General features: G+C 43.0%; 12 protein-coding genes. 10 read left to right on the forward strand and 2 right to left on the reverse strand.

What is annotated here, in order from left to right; genetic code table 11:
• Window positions 1–109: 109 nt before the first annotated feature.
• Window positions 110–2,017, reverse strand: a complete 1,908-nt coding sequence (locus A587_RS0114835; RefSeq protein ID WP_017218219.1) for a M6 family metalloprotease domain-containing protein — start codon at window positions 2,015–2,017, stop codon at window positions 110–112.
• A 509-nt stretch (window positions 2,018–2,526) separates the two neighbouring features.
• Here A587_RS0114835 and nudB point away from each other — a divergent pair.
• Together nudB and A587_RS0114845 are read left to right on the forward strand one after the other, a co-directional pair.
• Window positions 2,527–2,967, forward strand: a complete 441-nt coding sequence (gene nudB / locus A587_RS0114840) for a dihydroneopterin triphosphate diphosphatase (RefSeq protein ID WP_017218220.1) — start codon at window positions 2,527–2,529, stop codon at window positions 2,965–2,967.
• 7 nt (window positions 2,968–2,974) lie between these two features.
• Window positions 2,975–4,096, forward strand: a complete 1,122-nt coding sequence (locus A587_RS0114845) for an alanine racemase (protein ID WP_017218221.1) — start codon at window positions 2,975–2,977, stop codon at window positions 4,094–4,096.
• Between the two features lie 43 nt (window positions 4,097–4,139).
• On the opposite strand, the gene A587_RS0114850 is transcribed toward A587_RS0114845, so the two are convergent.
• Window positions 4,140–5,018, reverse strand: a complete 879-nt coding sequence (locus tag A587_RS0114850; RefSeq protein ID WP_017218222.1) for a hypothetical protein — start codon at window positions 5,016–5,018, stop codon at window positions 4,140–4,142.
• A gap of 189 nt (window positions 5,019–5,207) precedes the next feature.
• On the opposite strand from A587_RS0114850, the gene A587_RS0114855 reads away from it, so the two are divergent.
• From A587_RS0114855 to A587_RS0114890, 8 genes are all read left to right on the forward strand, one after another.
• Entirely contained in the window at window positions 5,208–6,668 is a 1,461-nt protein-coding gene (locus A587_RS0114855; RefSeq protein ID WP_017218223.1) for a pre-peptidase C-terminal domain-containing protein, read from the forward strand.
• Window positions 6,669–6,815: 147 nt separating this feature from the next.
• Entirely contained in the window at window positions 6,816–7,766 is a 951-nt protein-coding gene (locus A587_RS0114860; RefSeq protein WP_010377916.1) for an SPFH domain-containing protein, read from the forward strand.
• 5 nt (window positions 7,767–7,771) lie between these two features.
• On the forward strand, window positions 7,772–8,224 hold the full coding sequence (locus A587_RS0114865; RefSeq protein WP_017218224.1) for an NfeD family protein: 453 nt from the start codon (window positions 7,772–7,774) through the stop codon (window positions 8,222–8,224).
• A 226-nt stretch (window positions 8,225–8,450) separates the two neighbouring features.
• Window positions 8,451–9,137, forward strand: a complete 687-nt coding sequence (locus A587_RS0114870; protein WP_017218225.1) for an ABC transporter ATP-binding protein — start codon at window positions 8,451–8,453, stop codon at window positions 9,135–9,137.
• Window positions 9,119–10,069 (forward strand): HlyD family secretion protein, encoded by a 951-nt coding sequence (locus A587_RS0114875; RefSeq protein WP_017218226.1) that lies wholly within the window; start codon window positions 9,119–9,121, stop codon window positions 10,067–10,069. Before A587_RS0114870 ends, A587_RS0114875 begins: the two co-directional genes overlap by 19 nt.
• The gene (locus A587_RS0114880; protein WP_017218227.1) at window positions 10,059–11,213 is read left to right on the forward strand and encodes an efflux RND transporter periplasmic adaptor subunit; all 1,155 of its coding nucleotides are present in this window, start codon (window positions 10,059–10,061) and stop codon (window positions 11,211–11,213) included. Before A587_RS0114875 ends, A587_RS0114880 begins: the two co-directional genes overlap by 11 nt.
• On the forward strand, window positions 11,210–12,400 hold the full coding sequence (locus A587_RS0114885) for an efflux RND transporter periplasmic adaptor subunit (protein WP_010377906.1): 1,191 nt from the start codon (window positions 11,210–11,212) through the stop codon (window positions 12,398–12,400). The genes A587_RS0114880 and A587_RS0114885 overlap by 4 nt, the downstream gene beginning before the upstream one ends.
• Window positions 12,400–13,635 (forward strand): ABC transporter permease, encoded by a 1,236-nt coding sequence (locus A587_RS0114890; RefSeq protein WP_010377904.1) that lies wholly within the window; start codon window positions 12,400–12,402, stop codon window positions 13,633–13,635. The genes A587_RS0114885 and A587_RS0114890 overlap by 1 nt, the downstream gene beginning before the upstream one ends.
• Window positions 13,636–14,008: the final 373 nt, after the last annotated feature.

Below are 14,008 nucleotides of genomic sequence, written 5' to 3' on the forward strand. Positions count from 1 at the left end.
AAGAAAGTGGAATTTGACGTTCTAACTACCTCCCAAAATAAAAACAAGCCACGCGCCTACCACACAAGCAGCGCGACTTGGCATTATATCTAATCAGCGCTTTGGTTAACTACTTCTGTACCGTTAAACGGTAGTCACCCGCACCGCTGTATGAGTAAACCAAAATGCGGTAATAACCTGAGTTTGCCGTATAGTTAATTGACTCTTGTGAGGTTGGTGTCTCCGAAATGGCAACTTGTTGCCATGCACCACCTTGCCAAGCTTCGAGTTTTAAATCGAAGTCTGCGTTTGTTGGCCCCTCTAAAGTAAGTGCGATTGTGCCACCGCTGTACTGAAACCAACTGCCGTCAGGTTGTATAGCTTGTTGCTTGTCCGCTAAGTATCCAGTATAAACATCCCCCACTGGTGGCGGAGTTGTACTGCCGCTCACCGTAAATTGGATCTCTGCAGCGGGATCAGAAATATTGCTGATGGACAAACCTGAGTCGCTTCCATTCCACCAGAGCGCATTCGTCCCTTTGCTACTCAACGCATTCGGCAGTGTGGCACTAAACTCTCCTGCCACATCAAATAAATCGCCATTATCCCCACGGTTGCGACCATTTTCAGGATCTCGTTTGGCATCACCATGCTCCATTTGGATATATGGATACCATTCATTCGAGTTATTGCCCGCGGGATCAACGTGCCAAATAGCCAAGCCAGAATCGAGTTGCTCTGAGTTTTGTCCCGACTGATGAATAGCCTCAATGTAAAATGCTTCATTTGTATTGCTTGGGTTGGTCCATTTATATGAGCTATTAGCGCCCGAAATATGACTGAGCCTTCCCGTTGGGGCATTGGCATTTACGGCCGGATTAAGTTCAGTTACCGTATCCCAACCAGCTATGGCCCTGAAGTGTGCGACAGGTGGCGTCGGCTTAAAACGGTTGGAAGCACCAATCGCGCCAAACCCCATAACGCCAAAACTTGCGACTGAGCCCTCTGAGCTGCCGTCATAATCATAAAGATCAGGCCAATTTGTGATTAAGTGACCAGACTCATGTACAAAGGTGCCAATTGCAAGGCTATTTCCCATATCAGTGATTTGATAGCGATCGGTACACACGCTGTCAGCACAAAAACGAGGACTGAGTCTTGCCATATGTGGCCACAGACCTTTAGACCATGCACTATCAGAGTTGCCAGCATAAAAAATATTTAACCCACGGATCTGCCCACTACTATTTGTAGTAAGCGAACTAAAATCAAATCCCTGTTGAAATTCAAGCCAATTTAGCGCTTCTTTTATGAGTTCTTGCGAGCGTACTGTTGAGCTTAATGCGCTATCCGCGTAATACGCTTTGTTTTTCTTTGCGGTGTAATAAGCCGTTACCGTATTGGTATAATCCAGCTTGCCTCCAGAGACCGACGAAAAATACCCTCTTACTGACTGCGCGTTACCAAATTCATCGTAATTTTGGTCATTTAAAAAACGCTCAACTTGCGCTTTTGTGATAGTGCCGCGCTCATCAGGGAAATCAATGATGATAGTTAACCCTTTAACTTGACCGCTGATCTCGGCATTCAAAGCCATTGCATTATCACTACGCTCAAACTGATGCGTATGTATCAAGTCGACTGGTGTTTGGTTTTGACCCAGCATTACCTGCTGCGCCGCTTTTACCTTTTTTGCAATAGCAGTAGAGGATAACCCTTGCTGCATAGCATCTACTGAGTGACGTTGCATGCCCCGCTTACTGCGTTTGGTCACAAGCTTACCTGTTGATATAAGCTGCTCCCCATCGACTGACACCTGTGCGTAAGCCATGCCTTTGAGCGAGGCATCATACACCACAAGCTCGCCGTCAGGGGTACGCTGCTGTGCAAAGTACGTATTACCATTAAGAATAAGAGTGATCACCTCACCACTTGGTTGAGTAAATTGATACTGTTCATTTTTATAAGGTATAGCCGCGTTTACTGCGACACTGGTTGCCAATAATGACGTTGCGATAATTGCTGATGTTAATTTCATTTTTCCTTTCCTAGGTTACATGTTGTACAACCCATTAACATACAGAATGGATACAAAATTGCAACAACCATCAGACCATTAAAGGTACAAAACTTATCAACCAGATAAATAACAAATAGTTACACCGGTTGTAATTCCATCATTTTAGAAGCTTTATATTTCAAAGTGAGCAAAGAAAATCCGTTTAAACTATTTTTTTCAATTTTTAGTTTACAAGTACTAAACATTACATTAGCATTGGTCTCGTTCCTTTGGGGCTGCACCTTTTTACCTGCGTATCTAGGCGTGCCTAAAGTCACAATTGAACTCCCGAGAAGTAGAGCTTGCCGACTGGGATGTTGGCATTATTGGGATTTCCTTGGCACAGCTTGTTGCTATTGGAGTTTTTATGCAGGCCAGATGGCCTGCTTTTTTTTTGTCCAAAATTCGCCATCTAAGTTTTATACCAATTGCCGAGAGCAACTCAACTGGTTAAACTCAAAGCACATGTTCCTGATTTGATGTAAACCATGTCGGCACTACGTAAACCCGTTTCGGTATTGGTCGTAATATACAACGAGCATAATGAGTTTTTGCTATTACAAAGAGCAGACGATAAACACTTTTGGCAATCAGTCACTGGGGGAGTAGAGCTCGGTGAAACTCCAATCACTACCGCGTATCGAGAGTTAAAAGAAGAGACCGGTATTGACGCCGCGGCGCTTGGGATCACCATCCACTCGCATAATAAAACAAATCAATACACTATAAGACCGCAGTGGCGCCATCGGTATGAGCCGGGTGTTACCATAAACACTGAGCATGTTTTTAGTATCCAAGTACCGTCAGGGATCAGTGTGGTACTTGCTGATGATGAACATACAGACTTTATTTGGCTTAACAAAACACACGCTTGTGAACGCGTCTGGTCCCCAAGCAATCGACAGGAAATAGAACTCATAGGAGTATGATTGAGCTATGTTTAAGACATTAGGATCTTTACAAACACCATGTTTAGTTGTTGATAAAATTGCTTTTTTACATAACCTTTCGCGTATGGAAAAGCATCTTGATGCTTTTAATGTGGCCCTTCGCCCACATTTGAAAACGGTAAAATCCATTGCGGCCGCTAGCTATATTTTGGCCGACAAACAAGCGGGATGTACGGTTTCCACTCTAAAAGAGGCAGAAACATTTGCAGCACAAGGTTACACCAATATCACCTATGCGGTAGGGATCACAGAAGATAAGCTACAACGCGTTCTTGCCCTAATCAATCAAGGTGTCAATCTAACCGTACTGCTAGACAGTATGGAGCAAGCCATGCTTGTCTCTCAATTTTGCTCGGAAAATGAGTGTACGATTCCTTGCTTGATAGAAATAGACTGCGACGGACATCGCGCAGGACTGCACCCTAAAAACAAAGAAATCGTGACCATCGCAACCATACTGGAAAGCAGTGGTTTATATCGGGGTTTACTAACGCATGCCGGTGGCTCATACGCGTGTAGCACAGCTGAGCAACTAATACAGTTTGCTGAGAAAGAGCGCTTAGCCGTGGTGACTGCTGCATCCATGCTGGAAGAGGCTGGGATCACCACAACAGTGCTAAGTATTGGCTCTACCCCAACGGCACTGTCAACACAAAACCTCGATGGGATAACAGAAGTACGAGCTGGGGTCTATACATTCTTCGACCTTGTTATGGCTGGTATCGGCATATGTGACATCGAAGATATTGCACTAAGCGTGCTAACGCGTGTCACTGGTATCAAACGTAGTGAAAATAAGCTCTTTATAGATGCAGGCTGGATGGCGCTTTCAAGAGACAGAGGTACCGCGAGTCAAGCGTTTGATTGCGGCTATGGCCTCGTCTGTGACCAAGCGGGTAATTTGCTGCCTGGGCTCAAAGTAACCTCAGCAAATCAAGAACATGGCGTTATTGAATGTGAACCGGGCTTTACCTTACCAGACATGAAACATGGTGACCTACTACGTATTTTACCGAATCATGCATGTGCAACAGCCGCTCAGCACTCAGGCTATCATGTGTTAAGTCATGATGACATCGAGTTTTGGCCAAGATTTGGGGGGTGGTGATAGCTGTACCGCCCGACACAGGATCAGGAGCATGCTTAGTGGATTAGTTTGAGCCGAGTTGATCTATGTAGCGCTCTATAACTTCCTGAATAGATCGATGCTCCTGAACGGGTAAATAATTTATATGGGCCAATAAAAACTCTTTGGTACCATAATTACTGAGTAGTATCTGGTTTACTCTCTCTAACACCTGCCTGCTTACTTGAGTCTTATTACACATCACATGACCTAAAATAAACCGAGGTGAATCCGCGATTAGATAGGACTCATATTTATCTTGATTGGCTTTCGCGTATCGCATCACTTCAACAGGGTAACCAAGCAGAAAATCCACACGTTTCAATTCGAACATCCGATGTACAGTTTCATAATGATTACTTCCACCTCTCACCACTTTATTAGCGCTATCCACCTGTGCTAATTGCTTATCTAAAAAAGGCCCATATGAAAGATCGTCAGCAGTTACTATCAGCTTATTTCTGTATACGTTAAAAAGTTGCATAAGAGAGACTACATTACCTTCTTCATCAAGCACTTCTTTAGATAGCGGAGGTGAATCAGCATGTTGATATAGACGTCTACTGATATAAAAATTTACTGGCAAGCTGAATAGAAAGTTTTTTTCGCGATAAGTAGTTTTTACTTTGTTAAGAGTGCAAATAGCTGATTTATCTTGCTTTAGCATTGAGCGTAACGTCCGTTTATAACTTGCGCCGAGAAACTCAATGTTTGAGAGGTTTAATTGTTCAAATAGTATTTTGTTGGTTGCGCCAGCAATATTTTCAGGTTTAGCTTTTTGCGTCAAAATAGCGAGGTCTTCTTCATCATCCAAAAATATCTGAATCGTTGTTGCATCAACATTAGCAGTGACAGCTAAGCAAAAAACGACAAATAGGTACCTCAGAAAATTCATATACATCATTCAATTACCTGGTAAACAAAAGGATTCCTGAGCCTAATACCTCCCTCTCTAAACTTAGTTGAGGATTTTACGATTGTAAAATCCATACCTTTCACCAATTCACAAGAATATTATATTGAATATTGTATATTTTAATCCTATGTTAAATAGGCTTGTAAATTAGCAAGCTTATTTAATAAGGATACAACTGTGAAAAAGATATATTTGAGAAGAGCGCGCTGTTATGCGCTTCTATTACTATTAACGGCAGGTCCGGCAAGTGCAGCTCAACTCACTGACACCTGTAAATCCTCAGCCCCATTTACTGGAAGAGAAATTGTCAATAAGCAACCTATTTGCCTTTCGAGTGGCACTCGAACTTACTTAAGTATTCCAGGTACAAATAGTGTAAATAGTTTGGCAATTACCACTGGACATGGCTCAGGAAATCTTAATTTATATTCAAAAAATGGGGGGTGGCCAAAACTGGACGGTAGCGATCCAAATTCAAAAAGAAACGGTAATAGCGAATGTATCGTGCTTAAGAACTTAAACCAATATTGGACTTACATTACGTTAGATGGGGCCAGTCAAGGTGCCTCATTGGTCGTTGATTTAGGTGCAACCTCATGCCGTAACTTAGGTTCTACTCCACCACCTGGAGATAATGATGGTTATCCTTTAAATTATGCCAACATCAAAGTGTTTAGATTTCAATTTAGCGATGCGCAACTTAACTGGAATTCAATGCAGCGTGATTTAGCTGACGCTGCAGCATATTACACGGACCAATCTTACGGTAAATTTAACCTCACATATGATACATCGGTGCCAATAATTAATATTAATCGGCCCAAAAGTGACTTTGACAGTGACTTTCACGGTTGGACAGCTGAATGGAAGAAGCATGTTAAAGCAAACGGCGTTGACCCAGAAAACCCTGGAACTGGTAATGTGGTAATGATGGTTGCCCCTCAAGTTGGTAACTTCAATTCCAGCGCTGCTCCTCCTTCAATCAGTTTATATCACCACACATCAGGCGTGGTGGCGCATGAGTTAGGGCATGCACTTGGACTACGTCATGCTAAAGCGCTAGAAGCTGGCCCTGGTAGAGTCATTGGCGATCATGATTATGCAAAGGAAAGTTTAAACTATGGTAACGTATATAGCATGATGGGAATGGGCGCTCATTCTTTAGAAGAATATAACTTACTGTACAAAAAGTATTTCGGTTGGGTAAGCGGATCAGAAGTCCCACTCATTACCTCATCGGGAACATATCGCATTTATGCATTTGACCACGGGCGCAATGATCAAGGATATATCGGATTAAAGCTAAAATCGGGTAACGGCTTATATACGTATTGGTTAGAGTACAGAACTACAAATGCGCGATATCCAAATACCAAAAACGGCATACTCATCAATTTAGAGGGCTACTTCGAAAATGAGCAAGATCCACGTTTTTGGAAAACGACCTCTTACCTCTTAGATATGACTCCAGGGTCAAAAACACCAGGCTGGTGGGGTGACGACCAAACCGATTCGGAGCTAACAATCGGAAATTCATATACCGATCACTGGGGAGGATTCAAAATCACCCCTACATCAAAGGGCGGAGCAGAAAATAGCGCTACCGCATGGATAGAAATAAAAGTAGAACTACTTTAATAGAGTAAGTAACGATGGCTATCGCTTGAGGATGATTGCCATCGCTATACCTCTGAGTGAATTTATTTATAGAAATTCACTAATGGTTCATCTATATTGGGAACATGCATTTGATGCGAACAATTCTTATGTAGTAGGAGAGCTAACATGGATCCAGTCACACTTATTTTTGATTACCTTTTTACCATTCAAGCGTTTTTATTGATTTTCGTTATTGTGGTACTAAAAGGGAGTATCAAATTTGTCCCGCAGAACCGTGCGTGGATTATTGAACGTTTCGGTAAGTATCAATCCACTAAAGAAGCCGGCCTTAACTTTATTCTGCCATTTATCGACCGTGTAGCCTCCGATAGGAGCTTAAAAGAGCAAGCCGTTGATGTACCATCTCAATCAGCCATAACTAAAGACAATATTTCATTGATTGTTGATGGTGTACTCTATTTTAGGGTTTTAGATCCGTATAAAGCGACTTACGGTGTTGACGATTATATCTTCGCGGTAACTCAGCTCGCGCAAACCACCATGCGTAGCGAACTGGGTAAAATGGAGTTGGATAAAACCTTTGAAGAGAGAGATTTACTTAATACCAACATCGTTGCCGCCATCAACTCAGCTTCTGATCCTTGGGGCATTCAAGTACTGCGCTACGAGATTAAAGATATTGTGCCACCAAACTCAGTAATGGAAGCAATGGAAGCACAAATGAAGGCTGAGCGTGTGAAACGAGCTCAAATACTAGAGTCAGAGGGTGACCGTCAAGCCGCAATCAATGTCGCGGAAGGTAAGAAGCAAGCGCAGGTGCTTGCAGCTGAAGCCGAAAAGGCAGAGCAGATCCTAAGAGCTGAAGGTGAAGCAAAAGCGATTATTGCCGTTGCAGACGCACAAGCCGAAGCCCTTCGTAAAGTCGGTGAAGCCGCAAATACCGAAGAAGGTCAAAAAGCTATCCAGCTTGACTTAGCTACAAAAGCCATTGCAGCAAAAGAAGCAATAGCCAAAGAATCTTCTGTGGTATTGCTACCAGACAATGGCACAGATGCAAGTTCGCTTGTGGCACAAGGCATGTCTATTATTAATACATTAAATAAAAAGCAAGGGTAACACCTATGGCCTTTTTACTTGAGCATTTAGCACAAACCTTAGTAGTACTAGGAATTGCTTGCCTAATTGTTGAGGTTGCTGTGCTTGGTTTTGCGACCTTTGTACTGTTCTTTTTGGGTCTGTCGCTGGTGATCAGCGGTGGTCTAATGTACGCAGGCATGCTTGACCAAACTTGGCTGACTGCACTTTGGTTTAATGCGTTAGTCACGACATTATTGGCTGTGTTTTTATGGAAACCACTAAGACGCATGCAAGATGTCACTGACAACAAAGAAGTAACCAGTGATTTTGCTGAGCTTACCTTTACGCTAGAAAAGGACTTGAATGCGGATAGTCGTATTTTTCATACTTATTCTGGTATTGCGTGGCAACTAAAAAGTAAACAACCTATTACTGCAGGAACACAAGTCAAAGTGGTTAAAAAAGAGGTTGGAGCGTTTTGGGTAGAGCCTAATTAAGCAAATTGGTATAGCCTTGCGAACAAAGTGCCTAACAGCCAATTTTGTTAGGCACTTTCAGTAATCCGCAGTATTCAGAAACAACTTTTTACCTTATTCTCTTTTCGTCTAGTACCTACTCGGTTTACTCTATCCTACACAACAGTTACACTCAAATTTAGGTACAAGGCTAAACACCTCTGAACCATGAATAAAATATAATAAAAACAAGGGATTATAATCTACGATGATTCGGGTCGAAAACTTAAGCCGAGTATACGGAAGCGGAGAAACCCAAGTGCATGCACTAAAATCAGTTTCTCTAGAAGTAATGGAAGGTGAATTTGTCGCAGTAATGGGGTCTTCTGGCTCTGGAAAGTCTACCTTAATGAATATACTTGGCTGCTTAGATTCTCCAACTTCCGGCTCTTACTATCTTGCTAATCAAGAAATTCAGGCCGTGGAAGATGAAGCCTTATCACAAATTAGAAATCAAAAAATTGGCTTTATCTTTCAAACATTCCATCTACTTACTCGCCTAACCGCACTGGAAAATGTCATCTTACCGCTACGGTACACTGAGACTTCCCCATCAGAGGCAAAAAGTCGCGGACTTGCCATGCTAAAAAAAGTAGGTCTTGATAGCAGAGCACATCACAAACCCTTCGAAATGTCTGGCGGACAACGCCAACGTGTTGCCATTGCACGGGCACTCATTAATGAGCCAAAAGTCATTTTTGCCGATGAACCAACTGGTAACTTAGATAGTAAAACTTCGCATGAGATCATGGAATTACTGTGTCAGCTACACCAGCAAGGCCACACCATCGTAATGGTAACGCATGAAGACGATATTGCAGCATATGCCGAGCGTATCATCAGAATGAAAGATGGTGAGAAAATGGAGGATAGCCAATGCGCAGCTATATTATAAGCATCGCCCTACTCACCTCTTTGCAGGCTTTTGCCAAACCAATTATCGTCTCGGGTGTTATTAAAGCAGGTGAAACTCAGATCTTTCACGCGCCGATGAGCGACTCTTGGAAAACGCAAATCCAGTGGATGCTGCCCGAGGGAGAAGTTGCTAATAAGGGTGACATTGTCGTCGTCTATGATTCCGGCTCTATCGCGACCTCAATCGACCAAGATAAAGTTGCGCTTGATGCTGCAAAAGATGAGTACAAACGAATTGAGCAAGACGGTGCACAAAAGATACTCGAAGCTCAGTTTCAGTTGAAAAAAACCATTTTGCTCGTCGAAAGAGCCAAGATAGATGCTAGCGTGCCAAAAGCCAATATCAGCTCCTACGACTACGAGCAACACCAGCTGACGTTAGAAAAAGCGATTATCGAAAACCATAAAGCCGAAATCAGTTTAAGCAAGGCCGAAACTGAAGCAAAGGCAAATACTCAGAAACAGCAACTGGAGATAAGGCGGTTAGAAGCAAGTCTCACGCACAACCAAGAGCAGCTCGAGAAAATGAGTCTAACGGCTAGTAATAGCGGCCCTATTCTGTATGCTGATCACCCTTGGAATGGCAACAAGTTGTTTGCTGGCGCAACTGTACAACCGGGTTGGAAAGTAGCAGAAATCCCTTCTACAGCGGGTCTGTATCTAGAAGCATGGATCCATGAAGTAGATGCTATTGGTATTAAGGAGGGTCAAACTGCCGATTTAAAGTTTGACGCCTTTCGCTCCTCATCAACGCCTAGTACCCTCACTGAGCTATCAACACAACCAGAAAAGCGCCAAGACTGGGGCCAAGGCATGTATTACCGAGCTAAGTTCACATTCAACACCGATTTGCCACTACTACCGGGCATGAGCGGAAGCATAACTTTGCCAGGAGAGAAAAATGAAAGTTAAGTTACTGGCGGTCATCATTCCACTCTATTTACTAGGCTGCAGTCAGGCCCCCAGCGATATACATATCGTTAAGGCACAGCCAATCACTATCACAGTAGAAGCGAATGGTGAATTGGAATCAAAAAGCCGAGCGCTGATAGCCCCCCCTTCAATCAAGCGTATGTGGCAATACAAAATAAAACAGTTAATGCCTGAAAATACCACGGTTCAAAAAGGCCAAATTGTTGTTTCATTTGACGATCAAACCGTTAGAGATCGCTTGATGGAATATAATTCGAAGCTAAGTCAAGCGCAAAAAGAGCTAGAAAATAAACAAGCTCAAGTCGAGAAGCAAGAAGAAGAATACAAACTCGCACTCGCTGAAGCGCAAATGAACTTCGATAAGGCAAAACGCCGCGCAGAGATCATAGATAACTCACGCTCAGACAATGACCGAAAGAAGGCGCAAATCGATTTCACCATTGCAACCAATGATTTAGAGCTTGCCCGCAGTAAACTCGCCTTTCACCTAAACAACAAAGAGCTGAGTATCCAAATGGCAAGAAGCAAGGTTGCGCGAACGGATGCTGAAGTAAAAGAGCTAAAACGTGATATAGAGCGTTTACAAGTAAAAGCGCCAATGGATGGGTTAGTTGCATATCGAGCAAACTGGGAAGGTGAAAAGCCCAGTGTTGGCGAGTCCATGCAATTTGGTCAACCTGTTGTTGAGCTATCAGTTATTGAACAAATGCAAGTAAAAGCACAAATTAAAGAAGCCGATTTTGGACGGATTACTTTGGGGCAAAAGGTCAAAGTTACCATAGACAGCGCCGACGGTTATGTTATCGGCGGAACACTCGTTGAAATAGGAAAAGCTTTTAGAGAAAAGTCGCATCAAGATAAAAGCCGCATTGTTGATGCTATTATTGAGCTGGACAAAGTCGATCCCGAAAAGCTGCGGCCAGGCTTGAGCGCTCGTGTAGAAATAATGACAGCACAACTTGATAACGCCTTAACCGTGCCATTGAGCGCCTTAAAACAAAGTGCGGGTAAAGTGCTTGTAAACACAAACAGCGGAGAGAAAGAAGTCACCGTCTCTTATACCACACCGACGCTTGCCGTGATTTCTTCTGGAATTAGTCAAGGCGTGGAGGTAAAGCTATGAGAAAAACATTACTCGCAGTTATTGTCTCACTATGGTTACTTGGCTGCCAAGAAGCACCTGAGCAGCCAGCGCAACTCCTATATACCGTAGAGTCAAAGCCATTTTCGATTACTGTGGATGCAGAGGGAGAATTACAAGCCGCAAGTGAAACTGTTATATCCGCCCCAACCTCAGCAAGAGGGGCTCAGACCCTCGCATGGATCATGCCTGAGTACACTCAGGTGAAAAAAGGCGATATTATTGCACGCTTCGATGGTAGCCAATTAGAAAGACGAAAACGCTTTAGTGAATTTGACAAAGGCAAAGTCGCACAAGATATCACAGTCACCGATAGTGATTTAACCACGAGAAAGTCCCATTTGGATAGCGACAAAGTTATCGTCAGTGAAGAGAAACACTTTGCCGAGACCTTTTCAGTTGACGATGAACGGATCCGCTCAAAGCTCGACATTTTAGATCAAATGCAAAATGTTGAATATCTCAATGCAAAAGAGGCTTATTTTGGCTGGCAGACAGAGCAGTTTTCATCTTCAGCTCTTGGAGAAATGGAACTGTTAAAACTGCAATCAAAACAGCATGAAAGCAAAATTGCGATGTACAACGCAAACTTAGCAGGTCTTGAAGTAATCGCGCCACACGATGGCTTACTTACCCTCAGTGCCGATTGGCGTGGAGAGAAACCCAAATCAGGCCAAGCGCTATGGCCTGGGCAAAAGATCGGGGGGTTACCAGATATTTCATCTCTGCAAGCTAAGCTTTTCGTTCATGAAAAAGAAGCGCTTGGCCTTGCGATTGGCCAAAAGGTTATGTTTACCCTGCTCTCCAATAGCGATGAGCGCTTTGATGGTAAAGTCACAAAAGTATCACCTTACCCACAATCTATTCGCCGCGGAGATCCACAAAAATACTATGAGATCATAGCGAGCCTTGATGAGACTCCAGCCCACTTTAAACCTGGTAATAAGGTGCTTGCTACGGTATTTGTCCAAGAAAATAAACAAGCGTTACTCGTGCCTAAACATAGCGTGATCAATGATAACAACGCATTTTTTGTTCAAGTTAAAGACGGTAGCCAGTTTAAACGCGTAAAAGTGGAATTAGGCCAAAGCAACCTAAGCCATACTGAAGTACTGGCAGGCTTATCTCCCAAGCAACAAATTGCACTCGTCGCGAATAAGGAACTGTAATGAAATATTTGGATTTATTTACCGATGCCATTGTGCAATTAAAGCAGCATAAGCTCAGAACCTTATTGACCTTGCTCGGGATGATTTTTGGTGTGGGTGCCGTTATTGCCATGTTAAACATCGGTGAAGGTGCAGAACGCGAAGCGCTTAAAATGATCGATTCTATGGGGATCAATAATGTTATTGTCAGCGCCAAAGACATTGAAGAAAATGACCTAAAAGAACAACGAAAACACTCGCAAGGTCTTAATCTATTAGACGGCCAAGTGATTGTCGACGCCCTGCCATTTGTGACCGACTTTTCGGCTGAGCGACTGGTGGATACCTACCAGATATTTAGCGAATTCGGCAGCTTTGAAGGCGAAGCCGCAGGCGTAACAGCAAACTATTTTAGCCTTGCGCATTATGAACTCGCGGCTGGTCGCCTACTAAATACTGAAGATAGCAAGGAATATAGGCAGGTTGCATTACTCGGCGCAAATACCGCAAAAACCCTATTTCCCCTCGGGAGCGCTGTTGGGCAACAAGTAAAAATTAACCATTTATGGTTTGAGGTTGTTGGCATTTTGCAAGCACCGCACCTGAACAAAAAGGAGTTTCAAGGCGTTGCTCTAGGTGGTGAACAAAGCCGTATTTTTGTTCCGCTAACAACCGCCATCCATCGCTTTAATAAAGGACTACTTGAGCCAGAGGTTACCGAACTAAAACTTGCCATCGACAAATCTCAGAGTCCAATTTTGGCATCTCAAGCTATCACTAACATATTAACCAATCGCCATAGCGATATTGATGACTATAGGCTAACCATTCCCGCAGCTTTGCTTGCTCAGCAAAAACAAACACAGGCTATTTTTAATATGGTCATGTCTTGCGTTGCTGGTATATCGCTCCTTGTTGGTGGTATTGGTATTATGAATATCATGCTCGCAACCGTACTTGAACGAACCAAAGAAATTGGCTTATTACGCGCAATAGGCGCCACTCGGAAAAATATTCAAGTCCAGTTTATTACAGAGAGCTTTACCATCTCGATATTAGGCGGACTACTCGGTGTGGTGTTTGGTATTTTACTTTCAGAGATAATTGCATTTTACTCAAATTGGGCGGTATCTTGGTCTCTAAGTGCTATTTTCCTATCTTTTAGTATTTGTGCTTTAGTCGGTTTAACATTTGGGGTATACCCGGCCATTAAGGCTTCAAAGCTAGACCCAATCGAAGCACTGCAAAGTGACTAACCAATAAGGGAGGCACTAACACCTTCTTCATATTTCAAGTCTAATATACTTTTTCGCATGCTGTTCAATGACTAGAGTCATTAACTAACCAGAACTCGGGATAACAACTTGTTCTCTAGCAGCCGTTATCCCTTACTACTGCGTTAAATTTGCTTGCAATAGGCCAGCTATTGACGCACAAATTTGCCTTGTATTAAGAAATAACTTCTGGCTAGAGTGATATTATGCTTTTGAACTTAGTGATTTTAGTGGATTAACTTACTTCTTATCCCGAATTCAGGTTAACTAGCATGCTTTTTGTTGGACTTTTTTTCGCCACAAGGTAAACTTTTATGCGATTTAAATCAAAAATAACAGGAAGCATTGAATGAGC

It is taken from the genome of Pseudoalteromonas sp. NJ631 (assembly GCF_000276645.1).
Taxonomy (GTDB): Bacteria; Pseudomonadota; Gammaproteobacteria; order Enterobacterales; family Alteromonadaceae; genus Pseudoalteromonas; species Pseudoalteromonas piscicida.

Bases quoted from the DNA above. Each gene is read 5' to 3' on its own strand.
- A587_RS0114835 (WP_017218219.1), bottom strand. From the start codon at position 2,017: ATGAAATTAACATCAGCAATTATCGCAACGTCATTATTGGCAACCAGT.
- nudB (WP_017218220.1), top strand. From the start codon at position 2,527: ATGTCGGCACTACGTAAACCCGTTTCGGTATTGGTCGTAATATACAAC.
- A587_RS0114845 (WP_017218221.1), top strand. From the start codon at position 2,975: ATGTTTAAGACATTAGGATCTTTACAAACACCATGTTTAGTTGTTGAT.
- A587_RS0114850 (WP_017218222.1), bottom strand. From the start codon at position 5,018: ATGATGTATATGAATTTTCTGAGGTACCTATTTGTCGTTTTTTGCTTA.
- A587_RS0114860 (WP_010377916.1), top strand. From the start codon at position 6,816: ATGGATCCAGTCACACTTATTTTTGATTACCTTTTTACCATTCAAGCG.
- A587_RS0114865 (WP_017218224.1), top strand. From the start codon at position 7,772: ATGGCCTTTTTACTTGAGCATTTAGCACAAACCTTAGTAGTACTAGGA.
- A587_RS0114870 (WP_017218225.1), top strand. From the start codon at position 8,451: ATGATTCGGGTCGAAAACTTAAGCCGAGTATACGGAAGCGGAGAAACC.
- A587_RS0114875 (WP_017218226.1), top strand. From the start codon at position 9,119: ATGCGCAGCTATATTATAAGCATCGCCCTACTCACCTCTTTGCAGGCT.
- A587_RS0114880 (WP_017218227.1), top strand. From the start codon at position 10,059: ATGAAAGTTAAGTTACTGGCGGTCATCATTCCACTCTATTTACTAGGC.
- A587_RS0114885 (WP_010377906.1), top strand. From the start codon at position 11,210: ATGAGAAAAACATTACTCGCAGTTATTGTCTCACTATGGTTACTTGGC.
- A587_RS0114890 (WP_010377904.1), top strand. From the start codon at position 12,400: ATGAAATATTTGGATTTATTTACCGATGCCATTGTGCAATTAAAGCAG.